Source organism: Streptomyces sp. NBC_01142, from assembly GCF_026341125.1.
GTDB lineage: Bacteria > Actinomycetota > Actinomycetes > Streptomycetales > Streptomycetaceae > Streptomyces.
The window spans coordinates 575,118-594,688 of sequence record NZ_JAPEOR010000001.1 but is presented as its reverse complement, the minus strand read 5'-3'; the positions used below and the strand labels follow the sequence as shown (position 1 = coordinate 594,688).

17 protein-coding genes, 1 pseudogene and 1 riboswitch are annotated in these 19,571 nt (G+C 70.6%); of the genes and pseudogenes, 8 read left to right on the top strand and 10 right to left on the bottom strand.

Annotated features, from left to right (window positions below):
* Positions 1-33: 33 nt before the first annotated feature.
* A complete protein-coding gene (locus tag OG883_RS02965; protein WP_266534543.1) occupies positions 34-1,572 on the top strand; it encodes a cell wall metabolism sensor histidine kinase WalK in 1,539 nt (512 codons plus the stop codon).
* 76 nt (positions 1,573-1,648) lie between these two features.
* Here OG883_RS02965 and OG883_RS02960 read toward each other — a convergent pair whose 3' ends face one another.
* Complete coding sequence (locus tag OG883_RS02960; RefSeq protein ID WP_266534540.1) at positions 1,649-3,271, bottom strand: metallophosphoesterase; 1,623 nt, start codon at positions 3,269-3,271, stop codon at positions 1,649-1,651.
* Between the two features lie 11 nt (positions 3,272-3,282).
* On the bottom strand, positions 3,283-3,555 hold the full coding sequence (locus OG883_RS02955; protein WP_266534537.1) for an SCO4848 family membrane protein: 273 nt from the start codon (positions 3,553-3,555) through the stop codon (positions 3,283-3,285).
* Positions 3,556-3,676: 121 nt separating this feature from the next.
* On the opposite strand from OG883_RS02955, the gene OG883_RS02950 reads away from it, so the two are divergent.
* Entirely contained in the window at positions 3,677-4,912 is a 1,236-nt protein-coding gene (locus tag OG883_RS02950; protein WP_323180869.1) for a D-alanyl-D-alanine carboxypeptidase, read from the top strand.
* Here OG883_RS02950 and OG883_RS02945 read toward each other — a convergent pair.
* A complete protein-coding gene (locus tag OG883_RS02945; RefSeq protein WP_266534532.1) occupies positions 4,881-5,843 on the bottom strand; it encodes a YihY/virulence factor BrkB family protein in 963 nt (320 codons plus the stop codon). The genes OG883_RS02950 and OG883_RS02945 overlap by 32 nt on opposite strands.
* Before the next feature lie 180 nt (positions 5,844-6,023).
* Between OG883_RS02945 and OG883_RS02940 the strand changes: the two genes are divergently transcribed.
* A complete protein-coding gene (locus OG883_RS02940; RefSeq protein WP_266534529.1) occupies positions 6,024-6,788 on the top strand; it encodes a decaprenylphospho-beta-D-erythro-pentofuranosid-2-ulose 2-reductase in 765 nt (254 codons plus the stop codon).
* Positions 6,789-6,884: 96 nt separating this feature from the next.
* On the opposite strand, the gene OG883_RS02935 is transcribed toward OG883_RS02940, so the two are convergent.
* Entirely contained in the window at positions 6,885-7,469 is a 585-nt protein-coding gene (locus OG883_RS02935) for a 2'-5' RNA ligase family protein (protein WP_266534526.1), read from the bottom strand.
* 128 nt (positions 7,470-7,597) lie between these two features.
* On the bottom strand, positions 7,598-8,611 hold the full coding sequence (gene trpS / locus OG883_RS02930) for a tryptophan--tRNA ligase (RefSeq protein WP_266534523.1): 1,014 nt from the start codon (positions 8,609-8,611) through the stop codon (positions 7,598-7,600).
* A 46-nt stretch (positions 8,612-8,657) separates the two neighbouring features.
* Between trpS and OG883_RS02925 the strand changes: the two are divergent.
* Positions 8,658-9,245: pseudogene (locus OG883_RS02925) on the top strand (RNA polymerase sigma factor); the annotation flags it as partial.
* Between the two features lie 1,089 nt (positions 9,246-10,334).
* A complete protein-coding gene (locus tag OG883_RS02915) occupies positions 10,335-11,087 on the top strand; it encodes a hypothetical protein (protein WP_266534520.1) in 753 nt (250 codons plus the stop codon).
* Here OG883_RS02915 and glyA read toward each other — a convergent pair.
* Positions 11,084-12,352, bottom strand: coding sequence for a serine hydroxymethyltransferase (glyA, locus tag OG883_RS02910; protein WP_266534517.1), 1,269 nt, complete (start codon positions 12,350-12,352; stop codon positions 11,084-11,086). The genes OG883_RS02915 and glyA overlap by 4 nt on opposite strands.
* Positions 12,353-12,461: 109 nt before the next feature.
* A riboswitch (ZMP/ZTP riboswitch) is annotated at positions 12,462-12,552 on the bottom strand.
* 120 nt (positions 12,553-12,672) lie between these two features.
* Between glyA and rocD the strand changes: the two genes are divergently transcribed.
* Positions 12,673-13,878: an ornithine--oxo-acid transaminase gene (rocD, locus tag OG883_RS02905; protein WP_266534514.1), complete on the top strand. Its 1,206-nt coding sequence runs from the start codon at positions 12,673-12,675 to the stop codon at positions 13,876-13,878.
* 31 nt (positions 13,879-13,909) lie between these two features.
* Here the strand turns inward: rocD and OG883_RS02900 are convergent, their stop codons facing one another.
* On the bottom strand, positions 13,910-15,091 hold the full coding sequence (locus tag OG883_RS02900; RefSeq protein WP_266534508.1) for a glutathionylspermidine synthase family protein: 1,182 nt from the start codon (positions 15,089-15,091) through the stop codon (positions 13,910-13,912).
* A 26-nt stretch (positions 15,092-15,117) separates the two neighbouring features.
* Entirely contained in the window at positions 15,118-15,426 is a 309-nt protein-coding gene (locus tag OG883_RS02895; RefSeq protein ID WP_266534501.1) for a hypothetical protein, read from the bottom strand.
* 134 nt (positions 15,427-15,560) lie between these two features.
* On the opposite strand from OG883_RS02895, the gene OG883_RS02890 reads away from it, so the two are divergent.
* Positions 15,561-16,418, top strand: a complete 858-nt coding sequence (locus tag OG883_RS02890) for a hypothetical protein (RefSeq protein WP_266541180.1) — start codon at positions 15,561-15,563, stop codon at positions 16,416-16,418.
* Positions 16,419-16,436: 18 nt separating this feature from the next.
* Here OG883_RS02890 and OG883_RS02885 read toward each other — a convergent pair whose 3' ends face one another.
* A complete protein-coding gene (locus OG883_RS02885) occupies positions 16,437-17,846 on the bottom strand; it encodes a PLP-dependent aminotransferase family protein (protein ID WP_266534498.1) in 1,410 nt (469 codons plus the stop codon).
* A 47-nt stretch (positions 17,847-17,893) separates the two neighbouring features.
* On the opposite strand from OG883_RS02885, the gene OG883_RS02880 reads away from it, so the two are divergent.
* Positions 17,894-18,409 carry a carboxymuconolactone decarboxylase family protein gene (locus tag OG883_RS02880; protein WP_266534495.1) on the top strand — a complete coding sequence of 172 codons (516 nt, stop codon included), beginning with the start codon at positions 17,894-17,896 and terminating at the stop codon, positions 18,407-18,409.
* Positions 18,410-18,616: 207 nt separating this feature from the next.
* On the opposite strand, the gene OG883_RS02875 is transcribed toward OG883_RS02880, so the two are convergent.
* Positions 18,617-19,570: an ABC transporter substrate-binding protein gene (locus tag OG883_RS02875; protein ID WP_266534492.1), complete on the bottom strand. Its 954-nt coding sequence runs from the start codon at positions 19,568-19,570 to the stop codon at positions 18,617-18,619.
* Position 19,571: the final 1 nt, after the last annotated feature.

The following is a 19,571-nucleotide window of genomic DNA, read 5'->3' as shown; positions in this document are numbered from 1 at the left end:
TCCACGGCCCGCACAAAGCGCCGGCCCCGCGGAATGCACTCCCTGCGTGCCCGGCTCACCCTGGTGAATCTGGCGCTGCTCGCCCTGGGCATCGTCGCGGCCACCGTGGTCAGCCTGATGGGCATGCGGCACTATCTGCTCGACAGCGTGGACTCCGAGCTGATCGCCTCCCGCAACGCCCTGCAGGGCGCCGGGCTCACCCGGAAGCAGATCGATTCGCTGAGCGCGATCGGCGCGCTGCGCGAGCAGTTCGAGCCGGACAAGACGGGGGCGAGTACGCTGCCGCCCCCAGAGACGATCCTGGTGGCCCTCGACGCGAAGGGTTCGCCGATCTCCTTCGCCGGAGTCGCGCCCACCGAGCGGCAGCGCGGCCTCGCCGCCGCCGTGGACGACCCGGCCGCCCTCACCCGCTCCGACGAGATGGCCGAGCTGAGCCTGGGCGGCGATCCGTACCGCACCACCGGTGCGCGTCTCGGCGACGGAACGTACATCCTGATGGCGACCAACACCGAGGCCGTGCGCGACGGGGTGAAGAAGGCCCTCAGATTCGATCTCGCCTTCGGCACCGTCCTGCTGGCGCTGCTCGCGCTGCTCACCATGCTCGGCGCGCAGCACCGGCTGCGTCCGCTGGAGGACATGGTGGAGACGGCCTCCTCCATAGCGGAGGGCGATCTGACCCGCCGGGTGCCGGCCGGCCGCGACCGCGTCACCGAGATCGAACAGCTGCGGGTCGCCCTCAACTCCATGCTCCACCAGGTCGAGTCCGCCTTCGAGACCCGCGAGCACAGCGCGGCCCAGCTACGGCGGTTCGTCGCGGACGCGTCGCACGAGCTGCGTACGCCGCTGTCCGCGATCCGCGGCTATCTCCAGCTGTACGACAAGGGGATGCTGCGCGAGCCCGCGGAACGGACCAGGGCGCTGGCCCGGATGAACGCCGAGGCGGACCGGATGGGGCGGCTCGTCGACGAACTGCTCACCCTGGCCCGCCTCGACCAGCAGCCTCAACTGCGCATGTCCCCCGTCGACTTGAGCCGTCTGGTACGGGACGCGGCCGACGATCTGCGCGCGCAGCAGCCGCAGCGACCGCTCGCCGTCCGGGCGGACGGCTCGATGATCGTCCAGGGCGACGAGTCGGGGCTGCGGCAGGTCGTCGGCAATCTCCTCGCCAATGTCCGCGCCCACACCCCGGCCGAGGCACGGGTGCGGGTGGAGCTGGCCCGCGGGAACGACGAAGGCGGTGGCAGGGGCGGAGGCGGTGACAGAGGCGGTGGCGGTGGCGGGACGGTGTGGCTGCGGGTCGAGGACGAGGGGCCCGGGATGTCCCCGGAGGACGCCGACCGTATCTTCGACCGCTTCTTCCGTGCGGTGGGCGGGACGGAGAGCGTCGAGACAGCGAGTGGCGAGACGGACGGCCCGGGCGGTGCCAGGCCCGTGGGCAGTGGGCTCGGCATGGCCATCGTGCAGGCGGTGGTCGCCTCGCACGGCGGCCGGGTGACGGTCCGGACGGCGCCGGGCGAGGGGCTCGTGGTCATGGTCGCGCTCCCGGCCGACGCCCGGACCATCGGGCCGTAAGCCCTGGCCGGGACCGGCGGCAGACGGGCCGTCCGTTCTGGCTGCGCCCGGCGGGAGACGGGGTCGCGAGTTCTGGCTACGCCTGGCGGGAGGCGAGCTGTACGACGGTGATGTCGGACGAGGCCCCCACCCGCACGGGCGGTCCCCATGCGCCCGCTCCCCGGGTCACGTACAGCTGGGTGTCTCCGTACCGTTCGAGCCCGGCCACGGTCGGGTTGGCGAGCTCCGCCAGGTAGTTCCCCGGCCAGAGCTGACCACCGTGGGTGTGCCCGGACAGCTGGAGGTCGACAGCGTGGTCGACGGCGTCATGGATGACCACGGGCTGGTGCGCGAGGAGCACCGAGGCACGGGTCCGGTCCCGGTCGCCGAGCGCCTTCACGAAGTCGGGGCCTTCGCCCTCGCTCTCGCCGGCGATGTCGTTGACGCCAGCGAGGTCGAAACCGCCGATCTCGACGCGGTCGTTCTCCAGCGGTCTGAGCCCGAGCTCACGGACATGGTCGACCCACGCGTCGGCACCCGAGAAGTACTCGTGGTTGCCGGTGACGAAGAAGGCCCCGTGCCGTGCCCGCAACTGCGCGAGCGGCTCGGCGGCGGACCCGAGGTCGGCCACGCTCCCGTCGACGAGGTCACCGACGACGGCGATCAGATCGGGCGTGGTGGCGTTGATGGCGTCGACGATCCGCAGGGTGTGGGCGCGGCCCAGGACCGGCCCGAGATGGATGTCGCTGACGACGGCGATACGGAACCCGTGGGCGGCGCGCGGGAGTTTGGCGAGCGGCACGGTGACTCGCTTGACGCGTGGGCCGCGGAGCACGCCGTACGTCCCGTATCCGACGGTCCCGAGCGCGACGGCTGCCGCGCCTCCGCCGACGATACGAGAGACGAACATCCGCCGTGAGAGACCGCTGTGCGCGGCAGAATCAGCGGAGTCGGCGGAATCAACGGAGACGGCGGAGTCGGCGAGTTCCGTGCGCTCGACGGATTCCGTGCGCTCGACGGATTCGGGCTCGTGATCGGGTTGGGCGTCCGCGAGGGAGACCCCGCCTCCTACGGGTTCGGGGGCTTCGGGGCTGCCTCCCGTGACGGCACCCGCACCGGCACCGCGTCCGGGTCCGGTTGTGCCGGCCGAAGGTCCGGTTGTGCCGCGCCCGGCGAGGGTGTGGCTCGCGCCCGCGGAGCCCGGCACCCCGGCCTCGGCGGCCGGCACCGCGTCCCCGCCCACAGACACCACCGCACCGTCGCCCGGAGCCGAGGCATCCCCTCCCGTGGGAAGCGTCTCCGCCGTGGTGAGGCTCACCCGCACCGGGCCGTGCGACGACTCGGAGGCTTGGGGGGCGTGGGGGGCAGCCTGCCGCCCGGTTGCCCGCCGCCCGGTTGCCCGCCGCTCCAGCACCCGCTGCAGCAGCGGCCGCAGCGCCTCGCCCACCACCAGCGCCAGCGTGAGATACAGCAGCACCGCCAGCCACAGAAACCCGGGCCACGCCAGCGCCTGCTGAAGCCGGAAGGGAAACCCGGAGCGCCCCGAAACCAGCGCCCCCACGGACAGCACGGGCAGCACGCACACAGCGACCGTGCCCACGCGGCGGACCACACTGCCCCGCTCGGTCGTGTCGCGGACCAGCCGCCGCCACACGTACCAATGGACCCCGCCGAGCAGGGCGAAGACCACGACCATCACGAGCAGGACGACCACCAGCACGGCGCGTTCCCCTATTCCTGTGCGCTTCTCGGCTGTTCCCGGTGCGCTTCTCGGCGCAATGCGCGTACGCCACGCAACCCGATCACGCCGATGACCGTCCCCAGAAGCAGGGACGTAATGGCGAGCAGCAGATGGACCCAGAAGTATCCGGTCGGGTCACCCGCGTCGTCGAACGCGAGCCCGCTGCCGTCCTTCCACAGGTTCTTGACGAAAGTGACCCAGATGACCCAGCTCCATACCCCGAACGCGAGCAGGAACCAGGAGACGGGGCGGCTGAGCTTCATGGAACCAGTATCGCGGGCGTCCTCCGGTCGGGTTGCCCGGGGTGGGCTGTCCCGGCGTCGCTCCCGGCGGGTCATCGAGCCGATGTCCATATCTTCCGCAGTGCCATGTACGTTCTCGTCCGTGTCTGCTCTGAACAAGACCGCGTTGACGGTCGTAGCCGCCGCGTTGCTGCCCGTTCTCATCGCCGCGCCCGCCTCGGCCGACAACAGTGACGACAAGGCAGACAAGAGAAAGCATCCGAACCCCCCGGCCTCCATGTCCACGGTCGGCGGCGCCCAACTCGGCAAGCCGGGCACCCAGGTCAGCCTCGGCCCCGACGCGCCCGTCCTGCCCAAGAGCGTGAGCGGCCGCTCCTGGATCGTCGCGGACGCCGAGAGCGGCGACGTGCTCGCCTCGCACAACGCCCACTGGCGGCTGCCCCCGGCCTCGACCCTCAAGATGCTCTTCGCGGACACACTGCTCCCCAAGCTGCCGAAGAACACAGTCCACAAGGTGGCGGACACCGACCTTGCCGATGTCGGCGAGGGCAGCAGCCTGGTCGGGATCAAGGAGGACCACACCTACACCGTCCACGACCTGTGGCTCGGCGTCTTCCTCCGCTCCGGCAACGATGCCGTGCATGTCCTGTCCTCGATGAACGGCAGCGTCGCCAAGACCGTCCAGGACATGCAGGCGCACGCCGAGGACCTGCAGGCACTCGACACCCAGGTCGTCTCGCCCGACGGTTACGACGCCGACGGCCAGGTCTCCTCCGCGTACGACCTCACTCTCATCGCCCGAAGCGGCATGCAGAAGAAGGACTTCCGGGAGTACTGCTCGACGGTGAGCGCGGACTTCCCCGGCGAGCAGGAGGAGGGCGAGGAACGCGGCACGTTCGCGATCCAGAACACCAACCGCCTGCTCACCGGTGCCAACGGCATCGACCCGTACAAGGGCATCGCGGGCGTCAAGAACGGCAACACCACCCACGCGGGCGCGACCTTCACCGGTGTCGCCGAGCGCAACGGCAAGGTGCTGCTCGTCACCGTCATGAACCCGGAGTCCGACGAGAGCCAGGCCGTCTACAAGGAAGCCGCCCGGCTGCTCGACTGGGGCTTCACGGCGGCCGGGAAGGTCAAGCCGGTCGGCGAGCTGGTCGCGCCGAAGTCCGCGCAGACCGGTGCGGGTGCCGGCGCCGGTGCCTCCGGCGGCGCTGAGGCGGCCAAGAACGGCAAGGGCGCCCCGGCGAAGACAGCCGCCGAGCAGGAGAGCTCCGGCGGTGTCGCCACCGCGCTCGCCATCACCGGCGGGGTGCTGGTGATGCTGGCGGCCGGAGTCTTCCTGGTCAACCGCCGCTGGCCGCTGCGCCGCCGCTAGTCGTCTCCTCGCCTGCCGCCTTCTCCTCGGCCGTCTTCTTCTCGTCCGTCTTCTCCTCGGCCGTCTCCTCGTCGGCCGTCTCCCTGCTCTGCGTCGCCGTCCAGGCGGCGCAGAGCAGCAGCAGCTTCGCGGTGAAGTTGATCCACAGCAGCAGGGCAATCGGTACACCGAAGGCTCCGTACATGCTCTTGGACGCGACATCCCTCATATAGCCGCCGAGCAGCAGTTTGAGCAGTTCAAAGCCGACCGCGCCGATCAGTGCCGCCACGATGAGACGGCGGCGCGGCGGCTGCACTCCGGGCAGCAGCGTCAGGAGGTAGAGCAGGACCAGGAAGTCGGCGAGTACGGCGACCGCGAGCGCCGCGATCTGTACCAGTACGCCGCTGGCTCCGCCTTCGTCGAAGCCGAGCCGGTCCGCGCTCCATCCGACGGCGGTGGAGCCCAGCCCGGAGGCGGCGAGCGAGGCCAGCACGGCCACGCCGAGGCCCAGCAGTACGCCCCCGTCCTTGAGCTTGCGCAGAAGGGGGTTGCCCTCGTCCTCGTCGTCCAGTTCCCAGACGGCACGCAGGCAGTCCCTGATCGCACCGATCCAGCTGATGCCCGTGACCAGCAGCAACGCACCCGCGACGAGCCCGACCGTGCCCGCGTTGGCGACCAGGGAGTCGACGTCGAGCTGGTCGGAGATCCCCGGCACCTGTTCGGTGATCTTGTCCTCGAGCTGGCTCAGCTGCTCCTTGTCGAGCAGCGCGACGCCGACCGCCGCGACGACGGTGATCAGCGGGAAGAGCGCGAGGAAGCTGAGAAAGGTGATCGCGGCGGCGAGGCGCGCCCAGTGCACCCGGTCGAGAGTTTCGTACGAACGCCAGGCGTGGGTGCGCATCAGTCGGGCCACGAGGGGGCCGATGACGGGGAGCTTGATCAGCCAGTCCATGTCGTACGCGTACCCCCCACACGAAGTCCGAGCGTCCGGGCCCCCGCTGACACTCGGTCAATCACCCATTTCGGCGAGTCCGGTGATGCACAGAACAAAGGGCTCATAGGTGGCGATACGGTCACGTTCATGTCTACTGCGGGCCGGTTCGGACCCGACTCTCTCTAGGAGAACTGAACGATGAAGGACACCTTCGGCACTCCTCAGTCCCTGCTCGTCCTCGGCGGTACGTCGGAGATCGGCCTCGCCACCGCCCGCCGGCTCATCGCCCGTGGCACCCGTACGGTCTGGCTCGCAGGACGTCCGTCCGCCGCGCTCGACGTCGCGGCCGACGGCCTGCGCACCCTGGGCACGCCGGGCACGGACGTCCGCACCGTCGCCTTCGACGCTCTGGACCCCGGCGCTCACGAGGAGGTGCTCGGCAAGGTCTTCGCGGAGGGCGAGATCGACATGGTGCTGCTCGCCTTCGGTGTCCTCGGCGACCAGGCGCACGACGAGGCCGAGCCGCTGGCAGCCGTCCGGGTCGCGCAGACCAACTACACGGGCGCGGTCTCGGCCGGCCTGGTGTGCGCGGGCGCCCTGCAGGCCCAGGGACACGGTTCGCTGGTGGTGCTCTCCTCGGTCGCGGGCGAGCGGGCCCGCCGGGCCGACTTCATCTACGGCTCGAGCAAGGCGGGTCTGGACGTCTTCGCGCAGGGGCTGGGGGACGCGCTGCACGGGACAGGGGTGCAGGTGATGGTCGTACGCCCCGGATTCGTACGGACGAAAATGACGGCGGGACTGGCTCCGGCACCGCTCGCGACCACTCCGGATGCGGTCGCCGTGGCCATCGAGCTGGGGCTGCGGCGCAGGTCGGAGACGGTGTGGGTACCGGGGGCACTGCGCGTGGTGATGTCGGCGCTGCGGCACGTGCCACGGCCGGTCCTGCGCAGGCTGCCCGTCTGACGCCCACGGCGGCCTCGTCGGCCGGGGGCCGCAGTGGCCGCGGCGGGCCGGGGCGGCCACGACGGGCCGGGTGGCACTACGGGCCGGGGTGGCGGGTCAGAGGGTGGCGGCGGGCTCGTCGACCGGAGATCCCTGGGCGGGAACGGCCGGGGCCCCTCCGCCGCCGAACGCGTACGAGCTCAGCTTGCGCCAGACTCCGTCAGCGCCCTGTTCGTACAGCGAGAAGGAGGCGCAGGTCCACGCCGCCTCGTACTCGGACAGCTCCTCGTACGCCCGGTCCATCGCCTCCTCGGCGATGCCGTGCGCCACCGTGACATGCGGGTGGTACGGGAACTGCAGCTCGCGCACCAGCGGCCCGGACGCGTCCCGCACCCGCTTCTGCAGCCAGGAGCAGGCGGCCGCGCCCTCGACGACCTGGACGAAGACGACGGGCGAGAGCGGGCGGAACGTTCCCGTACCGGACAGCCGCATCCGGAACGGCCGGCCGGCCACGGCGACGGTGGCGAGATGGGCCTCGACCGCGGGCAGCGTGTCGGCGTCGACCTCAGTGGGCGGCAGGAGTGTGACGTGCGTGGGGATGCCGTGCGCGGCGGGATCCCCGAAGCCCGCGCGCCGCTCCTGGAGCAGGCTGCCGTAGGGCTCCGGGACCGCGATCGAAACGCCGAGCGTTACGGTCCCCACGTCGTTCTCCTCAGTCTCGGTCGGTCGTCGGGTCGGTCGTCGGTGGAGCGGGTGTGCAGCCGCCAGTGTGGCGGCTGCACCGTCCCTGTGGCCAGAGTCCCTGGACTCTGCTCGGACTCGGCCCGGTCTCAGTGCTTGGCGGGAAGGAAGCCCACCTTGTCGAAGGCCGCGGCCAGCGTCTCGGCGGCGACGGCACGGGCCTTCTCCGCGCCCTTGGCCAGGATCGAGTCCAGCGTCTCGGGGTCGTCCAGATATTCCTGCGTACGGGAGCGGAACGGGGTGACGAAATCGGTCATGATCTCGGCGAGGTCGGTCTTCAGCGCCCCGTACATCTTGCCCTCGTACTCCGCCTCGAGCTCGGCGATCGTCTTGCCGGTGAGGGTGGAGTGGATGGTGAGGAGATTGGAGACGCCCGGCTTCTTGACGGGGTCGAAGCGGATCACGGTGTCCGTGTCCGTGACGGCGCTCTTGACCTTCTTGGCGGTCACCTTGGGCTCGTCGAGCAGATTGATCAGGCCCTTGGGCGTCGACGCCGACTTGCTCATCTTGATCGCCGGGTCCTGGAGGTCGTAGATCTTCGCGACCTCCCTGACGATGTGCGGCGCCGGGATGGTGAAGGTGTGGCCGAAGCGGGTGTTGAAGCGCTCGGCAAGGTCACGGGTGAGCTCGATGTGCTGGCGCTGGTCCTCACCGACCGGGACCGCGTTGGCCTGGTAGAGCAGGATGTCCGCGACCTGCAGGATCGGATACGTGAAGAGTCCGACGGTGGCGCGGTCGGCACCCTGCTTGGCGGACTTGTCCTTGAACTGCGTCATCCGGGAGGCCTCCCCGAAACCGGTGAGGCAGTTCATGATCCAGCCGAGCTGGGCGTGCTCGGGGACATGGCTCTGAACGAAGAGGGTGCAGCGCTCGGGGTCGAGGCCGGCGGCGAGCAGCTGGGCGACGGCGAGCCGGGTGTTCGCCCGCAGCTCCGCGGGATCCTGCGGCACGGTGATCGCATGCAGGTCGACGACCATGTAGAACGCGTCGTGAGTCTCTTGGAGCGCCACGTACTGACGGATGGCACCGAGGTAGTTCCCGAGGTGGAACGAGCCTGCGGTGGGCTGGATACCGGAGAGCGCGCGGGGTCGGTCTGAGGCCATGTTCATCATTCTCTCAGGTGTGGAACCGATCTCCGGCCGCCGGTGTATGAAAGGTGTGAGGACGCGGGAGGGGACCCTGGAGGGGGGCCGCATCGTCGTAGACGAGGCTGCGGTGATCGCACAGGTGCGCGCCGGAGAGGCAGAGGCGTACGCGGAGCTGGTGCGCGCCCACACGAATGTCGCACTGAGAGCGGCTGTGGCGTTCGGGGCGGGGGCGGACGCGGAGGACGTGGTGCAGTGCGCGTTTCTCAAGGCGTACCAGTCACTGGACCGGTTCCGGGACGGTGCGGCCTTCCGGCCGTGGCTGCTGCGGATCGTGGTCAATGAGACGAGGAACACAGTGCGCTCGGCGGTGCGGCTGCGGGCGCTCGCGGGGCGGGAGGCCCTGCTGCTCGGCTCCGAGCCGCTGATACCGGAGTCGGCCGACCCGGCGGTGGCGGCCGTGGCGGAGGAGCGGCGGGCACTGCTGCTGGCGGCGCTGGACAAGCTGAGCGAGGAGCAGCGACAGGTTGTCACCTACCGCTACCTGCTGGAGATGGACGAGGCGGAGACGGCCGAGGCGCTGGGCTGGCCGCGCGGCACGGTGAAGTCCCGGCTGAACCGCGCGCTGGGGAAGCTGGGGCGGCTCCTTCCGGGAAGGGAGGTGAGGGGTGTGAGTGACGAGGAAGAGCATGTGGAAGAGCACGAGGCAGTGCGGGAGGACCAACGCGAGGAGTTGCGCGAGGAGGACCAGCGCGAGGAGTTGCGGAAGGAGTTGCGGGAGCTCGGGCGCGGAATGAGGGTCCCGGATGTCGACGGCGAAACGATGGCCGAGCGGGTGCTGGCGCAGCTCCTCACCGAGTCGGCGCTCGGTGCCGCGCCAGGTGCACCGCCGGCCGCCGCGCCGCGGACCGGTCCCACTGCTCCTACTGCTCCCGTTGTTCCCGGGCCCAGGTCCGGACTCGGGCCCGGGCTCGGGCGGGGACGGGGACGGCGGGCGCTGGGGTGGATGCGCAGGCGGTGGCGGGCGCTGTCGGTCGCCCTGTCCGGGGTCCTGGTGGTTCTCGTGCTCACGCCCCCCGTGCGGGCGGCAGTGGCGGACTGGTTCGGTTTCGGTGGGGTCGAGGTCCGGTACGACCCTTCGGCTCCGCCACGGCCGGGGGGGACGGTGCCGTGGTGCCACGCCCCGGTGCCCCTGGCGGAGGCGGAGCGGCGCGGCGGCTTCCGCCCGCGCGTGCCGGACGGGCTCGGCGAGCCGGAAGCGGTCTCCTTGACCGAGGGGACCGGGGGCCGGTCGGTGATCAGTCTGTGCTGGAGCGAGCGGGGCCGGACGATTCGGCTGGACGAGTTCCCGGCGGAACTGGACCTCGGTTTCGCCAAGGAGGCGCGGCTCATGCCCCAGTGGCTGGAGCTGACCAACGGGACGGGCCTGTGGTTCGCCGAGCCGCATCTGCTGCGGTTCAGGATGACCGACGCCCGTGGTGCGGGATGGGAACAGGGCGAACGGACAGCGGGCCCGACGCTGCTGTGGACGACCGCGGACGAGCGGACGACGCTGCGGCTCGAGGGCGTGACGTCGATGCGACGGGCCCGGGAGATCGCGGATTCCACGTCCTGAATCGTCTCGGCGGACTGCCGTCGGATTGCTTCTCCCCGAACGGGAACCCGAAGCGGGCGGGCGGTGTACCAGAGGTGATGCGGACGCGGTGCGGACGGACCGCACCGAGCGTCGGCTGGGGGAAGTATGCGACTGCTACGACGACTTGCGGCGCTGGCAACGGTGCTCGCACTGACCTGGCTCCTCGCCCCGAGCGCGATGGCCGGAGGGCCGACCAGCGTGCTGCTCACCTCTCCGGCGAGCAGTGAGACGGCCTCGCTCTACTACTCCGACGAGGATTACGCAGAGCTGTCGAACCTGCTGGTGACCTCGCCGGAAAGGGAGCAGGGGCAGCGGCCGCCGGGGCTCCACATGGAGGTCGGGACCCGGCAGATCAATGTGACCTGGCTGGTCCACGATGTTCAGCCCTGGCGTCTGGACCAGGTGTATCTGAGCAAGCGGCCCGAGGTGGTCTGGATCCATACGTCGACGGACATGGAGACGCAGCAGGGCACCTGGCACAAGGCGGGCCACCCGAAGGACCTGTTCCTGCTCGTCAAGAAACTGGGCCTGCTGGGCAGGACATCGAGCGAGGGCGGCGGTGCACAGCCCCCGCCCGCCTGGGAGCAGGGCGAGGACCAGAGCCAGAACCCGGGCGAGGCCGGCGCGCCGGAGGAACAGTCTGCCGCGCCGCCTGCCACAGACCCTGCTGCCGCCACGGCCACCGCCACCGCCACTGACGGCTCCACCGACTGGTGGTGGGCGATACCGGGGCTGGCCGCCGGGGCGGTGCTGGCTCTGGTGCTGCGGCCACTGGCCTCACGGCTGCCGCGCCCGCCGTTCGGGCGGGGTGGCGGCACGCCGGAGACCGGGCCTCGTCAGCAGTTGCTCGATACCTAGAGGGGCAGACCGGGCGCCGGGTGGGCGGCCATCAGCTCGGCGACCTCGGACCGGATGACGGCCAGCGCGTTCTCGTCGCCCGAGCCGGCCGCGGTCACACCCCGGTCGATCCACTCCGCGACGGCGGCCATGTGCTCGGTGCCGAGACCGCGCGAGGTGAGGGAGGGGGTGCCGATGCGGACGCCGGAGGGGTCGAAGGGCTTCCTCGGGTCGTACGGGACGGTGTTGTAGTTGACGACGATTCCGGCCCGGTCGAGCGCCTTGGCCGCCACCTTGCCCGGCACCTCCTTGGGGGTGAGGTCCATCAGGATCAGGTGGTTGTCGGTGCCGCCGGAGACCAGGGCGAAGCCGCGGGCGAGCAGTTCCTCGGCGAGCGCCTTGGCGTTGGCCACGACCGACTGCGCATAGGTACGGAAGGAAGGCTGGGCCGCCTCGTGGAGGGCGACCGCGATGGCGGCGGTGGTCTGGTTGTGCGGGCCGCCCTGGAGGCCGGGGAAGACCGCCTTGTCGATGGCCTTGGCGTGCTCGTCGCGGCACATCAGCATCGCGCCACGCGGCCCGCGCAGGGTCTTGTGGGTGGTCGTGGAGATCACATCGGCGTGCGGCACAGGGGAAGGATGGGCGCCGCCCGCGATCAGGCCCGCGATATGCGCGACATCGGCGACCAGGACGGCGCCGGACTCGCGGGCGATCTCGGCGAAGGCAGCGAAGTCGATGGTGCGGGGCAGCGCGGTGCCACCGCAGAAGATGACCTTCGGGCGCTCCTTGAGGGCGAGTTCGCGCACCTCGTCGAAGTCGATGAGCCCCGTGTCCTGGCGTACGCCGTACTGGACGCCGCGGAACCACTTGCCGGTGGCGGAGACGCCCCAGCCATGGGTGAGGTGGCCGCCCATCGGCAGGGCCATGCCCATCACGGTGTCGCCGGGCTCGGCGAAGGCGAGATAGACGGCGAGGTTGGCCGGAGAGCCGGAGTAGGGCTGGACATTGGCGTGCTCGACGCCGAACAGGGCCTTGGCGCGGGCGATGGCGAGCAGTTCGACCTGGTCGATGTTCTGCTGGCCCTCGTAGTAGCGGCGGCCGGCGTAGCCCTCGCTGTACTTGTTCTGCAGCACCGTGCCGGAGGCTTCCAGCACGGCGTGGGAGACGTAGTTCTCGCTGGGGATGAGCCGCAGCGTCTCGGCCTGGAGCCGCTCCTCGGCGCCGACGAGGGCTGCCAGCTCGGGGTCGGCTGCGGAGAGTGCGGGATGCGTCAGGGGAAGGGTCATGGTGTCCTCCGGGGCGGTCCGTTGCTCGGTCGTGGTCCCAGGAGTGCTACGCGGGAATCCCCCCTGCCCAGGGCAGGGAGCCGGCGGCACCCACACGGGATGTGTCCCGGCGGGGTGCCCAGGCGGGCGGCACCCTCGTGCGGTGGGCCGCGCACGGCTCCCCCGCGGTTTCTCCGCGTACGCCAGTCGCCGTGCGTACCTCCAACTTTAATAGCCACGCCGCACAGCAAGGTTTCTTCGTCCACCATGCGAGCGACGATAGAAACGGGGGCACCACCCCGCCCCACGCCGGACGGCTTGTCCTACTGGACGGAGACCCCGTGTCTACATCGGAGAGTGCCATCGCCTCTGCGGAGGCGCACAGCGCGCACAACTACCACCCACTACCGGTCGTCGTCGCCACGGCGGACGGCGCCTGGATGACCGATGTCGAGGGGCGCCGCTACCTCGACATGCTCGCCGGGTACTCGGCGCTCAACTTCGGTCACGGAAACCGTCGGCTGCTCGACGCCGCAAAGGCGCAGCTGGAGAGAGTCACGCTCACCTCCCGCGCCTTCCATCACGACCGGTTCGCCGACTTCTGCACACAGCTCGCCGAGTTGTGCGGCATGGAGATGGTGCTGCCGATGAACACCGGGGCGGAGGCGGTGGAGACCGCTGTGAAGACCGCCAGGAAATGGGGTTACCGGGTCAAGGGCGTCCCGGACAACATGGCGAAGATCATCGTCGCGGGCAACAACTTCCACGGCCGTACGACCACGGTGATCAGCTTCTCGACCGACCCCGAGGCGCGGGCGGACTTCGGCCCCTACACCCCGGGCTTCGAGATCGTTCCGTACGGGGACCTGACCGCGCTGGACGCGGCGCTGACCGAGAACACCGTGGCCGTGCTGCTGGAGCCGATCCAGGGCGAGGCCGGGGTGCTCGTGCCGCCGGCCGGCTATCTCGCGGGCGTACGGCGGCTGACCCGCGAGCGGAACGTGCTCTTCGTCGCGGACGAGATCCAGTCCGGCCTCGGGCGGACCGGCCGGACCTTCGCCTGTGAGCACGAGGATGTCGTGCCGGACATGTATGTGCTGGGCAAGGCGCTGGGCGGCGGCGTCGTACCGGTGTCGGCGGTGGTCTCCTCCGCCGAGGTGCTCGGCGTGTACCGGCCCGGTGAGCACGGCTCGACCTTCGGCGGCAATCCACTGGCCTGCGCGGTGGCCCTGGAGGTGATCGCGATGCTGCGCACCGGCGAGTACCAACAGCGCGCCACGGAGCTGGGTGAGCACCTCCACCACGAGCTGGGCCTGCTGACCGGCGGTGGCGCGGTGGAGGCGGTGCGCGGCCGCGGGCTGTGGGCCGGCATCGACATCGTGCCGAGCCACGGCACCGGCCGGGAGATCTCCGAGAAGCTGATGGACCGCAGGGTCCTGGTCAAGGACACCCACGGTTCCACGATCCGGATCGCCCCGCCGCTGGTGATCAGCAAGGAGGATCTGGACTGGGGCCTGGACCAGCTCAGGGCCGTACTGGGCGCATAGTCCAGGCTGCGTGGCCGGGGGCCGGCGCGGTTCAGAGGATGACGTGGGGCAGGAAGCGGGCGTACTCGTCCGTGACCAGCCCCGCCGATTCCCGGATGCCGAGCCCTGCCGCCTCGTCCTCGACGACCCATGCGCCGAGCACCACGCGATTGCCGTCGAAGTCCGGGAGCGCGGCCAGCTCCTGGTAGCAGCACGGCTCTTCGCGTACCACGGGCGGACTGCCCGCCTCGTGGATGGTGACGCCGGCGCCCTCGCGGCCGAGGAGCGGCTTGGCCACGTACCCCCGCTCCGTGGCGAGTTCGCGCGGGCCGTCGAGGTAGGCGGCGAGGAGATTCGGGTGCCCCGGGTAGAGCTCCCAGAGGATCGCCAGCAGCGCCTTGTTGGAGAGCAGCATCTTCCAGGCGGGCTCTATCCAGCAGGTGGTGCCGGTGCCGCCGCCGTTGTCGAGGGTGTCGAGAACATGGGGCCCGAAGCGGTCGGTGACCAGCCACTCCCACGGATAGAGCTTGAAGCAGCCGCGTATGAAGCGCAGCCGGTCGTCGACGAAGCGCCCGGACAGCCGGTCCCAGCCGATCTGTTCGACGGAGAGCGCCTCGGTGGCGAGGCCGGCCTGCTCGGCGGTCTCGCGCAGATACGCGACCGTCATCAGGTCCTCGCCCAGCTCGTCGCCGTCGGAGTGGACGAAGTACAGGGCCCCGGGGGGCAGCAGCGGCGCCTGCCGCTTCCAGGCGTCGACGAGGCGTTCATGGAGGGAGTTCCACTGGTCGGCGCCGGGGAAGCGGTCCTCCATCCAGAACCACTGCGGGCTGGCGGCCTCCACCAGGGAGGTGGGGGTGTCGGCGTTGTACTCCAGCATCTTGGCCGGGCCCGTGCCGTCGTAGCGCAGATCGAACCGGCCGTAGACGGAGGGGAGTTCGGCCCGGCGCCGCCAGGACTCGGCGATCAGCGAGGCGAGGCGGGGGTCGGTGATGCCGAGGTCGGCGAAGCGGTCGTGCGCCACGATGTGCTCGGCCGCGGCCAGGCACATGGTGTGCAGTTCCTCGACGACTTCTTCCAGTACCTCGACCTCGGGCAGCGAGAACTCGTAGTACGCGCTCTCGTCCCAGTAGGGGCGCAGTGAGTCGTCCGGGTAGCGGGTGAGTGGGTAGACACAGCCCTGCTCCTCGACGATCTCCTGCCAGCCGGGCCGGGGTTCGATGGTGTGACGCTTCATGCTTCGCCTCGGTACGTCTCGTCGGCTCAGCCGCCGCCGGAGCCGGAGCAGCCGAAGCCGCCGCGGTCGACCGCGGTCTTGTCGAAGCTGCCGCCCTCTGCCTTGCCGTCGCTGACCCGGCCGCCGTAGTAGTACGAGCCGCCGTTGCCGGAGCTGCCGGAACCGGAGCTTCCCGAGCCGCTGCTGTCCTCGCACTCGTAGCTGGGCAGCTCTTCCCGGGTGATCGGATCGACGCACCGCCTGTCGGGGTCCGAGCCGCACGAGGTGATCGTCGCCGCGAGCACTCCCATGCCGCCGAGCACCACCGTGCTGGACCTCAGCCTGCGTCGCGCCATGTGCCGGTCTCCCCCGTTCGAATCAAGCCAGTATCAAGCCAGTGGATCGCCGCACACACTAGATGGCCGCCCCGCGCCCGGGTAAGCCCGGTCCACCAACCCTCCTCATCTACAGTCGCTTTGTGCTCATTGGGATGATCTGTGCGTTCGGTTCCGCGGTCTGCTACGGCACGGCCTCCGTCCTCCAAGCCATCGCCGCCCGCGCCACGGAACCCGGCACCGGCTCGGGTGTCGACCCGGCCCTGCTGCTGCGGGCGCTGCGCCAGTGGCGCTATATCGCCGGACTTGCCCTGGACGGCCTCGGTTTCGCCCTCCAGATCGTCGCGCTGCGCTCCCTCCCCATCTACGCGGTCGGGGCGGCACTCGCCGCCAGCCTCGCGGTCACGGCCGTGGTCGCCTCCCGCCTCCTCCACGTCCGCCTGAGCGCGATCGAATGGAGCGCGGTGGGTGTGGTCTGCGCGGGTCTGGCGATGCTGGGGCTCGCCTCGGGCGCGGAGGGCGACCGGCCCGGTTCCTCCGCACTGCGCTGGGCCATGCTCGGCGTCGCGCTCGCCGTACTCCTCGTGGGCGCGGTCGCGGGCCGCCTCCCCGACAAGCCGCGCGCCCTGGTGCTCGGCCTCGGTGCGGGGTTCGGCTTCGGCGTGGTGGAGGTCTCGGTCCGGCTGATCGACACGGTCTCCTTCCCTGCCGTCCTCACCAACCCGGCGCTGTATGCGCTGCTGCTCGGCGGCGGCGCGGCGTTCCTGCTGCTGACCTCCGCCCTGCAGCGTGGCTCGGTGACGACGGCCACGGCGGGCCTGGTGCTGGGCGAGACGATCGGCCCGGCGCTGGTGGGCGTGGTGTGGCTGGGCGACAGCACTCGCGAGGGCATGGCATGGCTGGCCGTGGTGGGGTTCGCGGTGGCGGTGGCGGGCGCGCTGGCACTGGCGCGGTTCGGCGAGCCACCCGCCGAGGGCCTGCCGGCCGAAGGGGAGACTGCTGTCAGGGAATGAGCACGCCGGCCCGCCCTCTCACGGCAGCGCCCGGCACAGCGCGTCCAGCGCCCCCGCCCAGCTGCTGTCCGGCGGCGTCGCGTACCCCACCACCAGCGCATCCCTCCCCGACGGCGCGTCCTTGTGCCGGAACCGGGAGACCCCCTCCACCGCCAGCCCCTGCCAGGCCGCCGCCTGGATCACGGAACGCTCGGTGCCCGGCGGGAGTTCGAGCACGGCGTGCAGCCCGGCCGCGATACCACTGACCCGGATGTCCGGGGCGCGCTCCGCCAGCGCCCCGACCAGCTGGTCGCGCCTTCTGCGGTAGCGCAGCCGCATCCCCCGTACATGGCGGTCGTACGCGCCGGAGGAGATGAACTCCGCGAGCGTCAGCTGGTCCATCACCCCCGACGTCCAGTTCGCGGCTCCTTTCGCCTCGAGCACCTCCGCCACCAGCTCCTCGGGCAGCACCATCCACGCGATCCGCAGCCCGGGTGCCAGCGACTTGCTCGCCGTCCCCAGATAGACCACCCGCTCGGGGTCGAGACCCTGGAGCGCGCCCACGGGCTGGCGGTCGTAGCGGAACTCCCCGTCGTAGTCGTCCTCCAGGATCAGCCCGCCCGTCCGGCGCGCCCAGTCCACGGCGGCCGCGCGCCGGTCGGGGTGGAGCGGAACCCCCATCGGGAACTGGTGCGCGGGCGTCATCAGCACCGCCCCCGCCCCGCGCAACGCCCCCGGCTCCCCCAGATCCTGCGTACGGGAGCCCAGTTCGTCGAGAGGCAGCGCGGGAATCCGCATCCCCGCCTCGGCGAGCAGGTTCCAGTGGAAATCGAGGCCGTACGACTCGACGGCCACCTCGCGTACCCGCCGCCTCCTCAGCACCTTGGCCATCAGCATCAGCCCCTGCACAAAGCCGGAGCAGATCACGATCCGCTCGGGGGCCGCGTGCACCCCGCGCGCCCGTGCCAGATAGTCGGCCAGCACGGTCCGCAGCTCGATGCGCCCGCACGGGTCGCCGTACCCGAAGGCGTCGTGGGGCGCGACGGTCAGCGCCCGGCGGGCCGCCTTCAGCCACTCGGCACGGGGGAAGGAGGCGAGGTCGGGGGTGCCGGCATGCAGGCTGTAGGCAGGGCGGCGGGCGGCCGGCCGGGCCCTGACGGCGCCCGCCGCCGGCTTCCTCGGCGCGGCCCGCCGGGCCACCCTGGTGCCCGAACCCTGCTGGGCGGTGAGCCACCCCTCGGCGACCAGCTCGGCGTACGCGTCGGCGACCGTGTTGCGGGCGATCCCCAGGTCGGCGGCGAGCGAGCGTGAGGAGGGCAGCCGTGTCCCGGGGGCCAGCCGCCCGGTGCGCGCGGCCTCCCGCAACGCCTCCATCAGGCCCGACCGCAACCCGGAGCCACGCAGCTCCAGATGCAGGTCGGCACCGAAAGTGGCCCATTCTTCCGTCATGGAAGTGGACCATATCTCCGCGCCACCCCCGCCGTACGGTCGTACCCATGACGAAGATCGAACACCACACGAACCCTGCGGCCGACTACGCCCCCGAGCGCGCCCCCCGCCTCCCGATCGCGCAGCTCGCCCCCGAGGTCTACAAGGCGATGTACAAGCTGGAGGTGGCCTCCCGGCAGGGCATCGACCCGGTGCTGCTCGAGCTGGTCAAGATCCGCGCCTCACAGATCAACCACTGCGCCTTCTGCCTCGACATGCACACCAAGGACGCGCTCGCGGCCGGCGAGTCGGTGGAGCGGATCATCCAGCTCAGCGCCTGGGAGGAGTCGCAGCACTTCTACACCCCGAAGGAGATCGCGGCGATCGAGCTGACGGAGGCGGTCACCGTCCTGACCGACGGCTTCGTACCGGACGAGGTGTACGACAGGGTCGCCAAGCACTTCGACGAGACCGAGCTGGCGCAGCTGATCTCGGCGATCACGGTCATCAACGCGTGGAACCGCCTCGGCGTGTCCGCCCGTACGGCCCCCGGCCACTACACGCCCGGCCAGTTCAAGCACTGAGCGGGCACACAGGTGCCACGGCGCCGAACGCCGGTCCAGGAAGGCCGGCCCCCTGCATGCCCTGCCCCGGTACCGCGAACCTCTCCCCCGGGGAGCACTCTCCCGGGGACAGCGTGACGCGGACGGCATCGCCGATGCCGTCCGCGTCACGCAGTGCGAGTACCGAGAGTCCTCAAGGGAGCGAGGGAGCTGAGGGCCTCTGCGGTGCTACTTCTTCGGGAGCCACGCCTTCCACGTCGACTCGTTCGCCTTGACCCACTTCTCCGCGGCCGCCTCCGGCGACATCTTCTCGCCGGCGATCATCAGGGCGACCTCGTTCTGCTGCTCGGTCGTCCACTTGAAGTTCTTCAGGAACTCGGCGGCCTCGCCGCCGTTCTTCGCGAAGTCCGCGTTGAGGAACTTCTGCAGCGGAGTGTTCGGGTAGGCGCAGGAGACCTTCTTCGGGTCCGCGTCACACCCCTCCTTGTACGCCGGCAGCTTGACCTCGACCATGTCGACCTGGGCGTTCAGCCACTGCGGGGTCCACCAGTACGTCAGGAAGGGCTTCTTCTCCTTGGCGTACTTCTTGATCGCGGTGATCTGCGCGGCCTCGGAGCCCGAGTAGTTGGTCTTCAGGTCCAGCTTCAGGTTCTTGATGATCGCGTCGTCGTTGGTGACGTAGTCGGGCGAACCCTCGAGGATCTCGCCCTTGTCGCCGCTCTCCGCGGTCTTGAACTCCTTGGCGTACTTGTTGAGGTTCTTGTAGTCCGTGACGTCGGGGTGCTCGTCCGCGAAGTACTTCGGTACGAACCAGCCGATGTGCCCGGTGACGCCGAGGTCGCCGCCGTTGACGACGGTCTTCTTCGTCTCGACGTACTGCTTCTCCTCCTTGGGGTGGCCCCAGTCCTCCATGATCGCGTCTATGTCGCCCTTGGAGAGCGCGTCCCAGGCGAGGACCTCACCCATCTGCTTGGTGTTGACCTTGTAGCCGAGTTCCTTCTCCAGGATGTGGGCGGCGACGGCGGTGTTGGCCTGGGCGCCGACCCAGGAGGGAACGGTCAGCGTCACGCTCTTGGCGCCGCCGACCTCCTTCTTCTTGCCGGTGTCGGCAGCGCCGCACGCGCTGAGGGTGAGGACGCCGACGGCACTGACGACTGCGGTGGCAATACGGAGGGTGCGCATG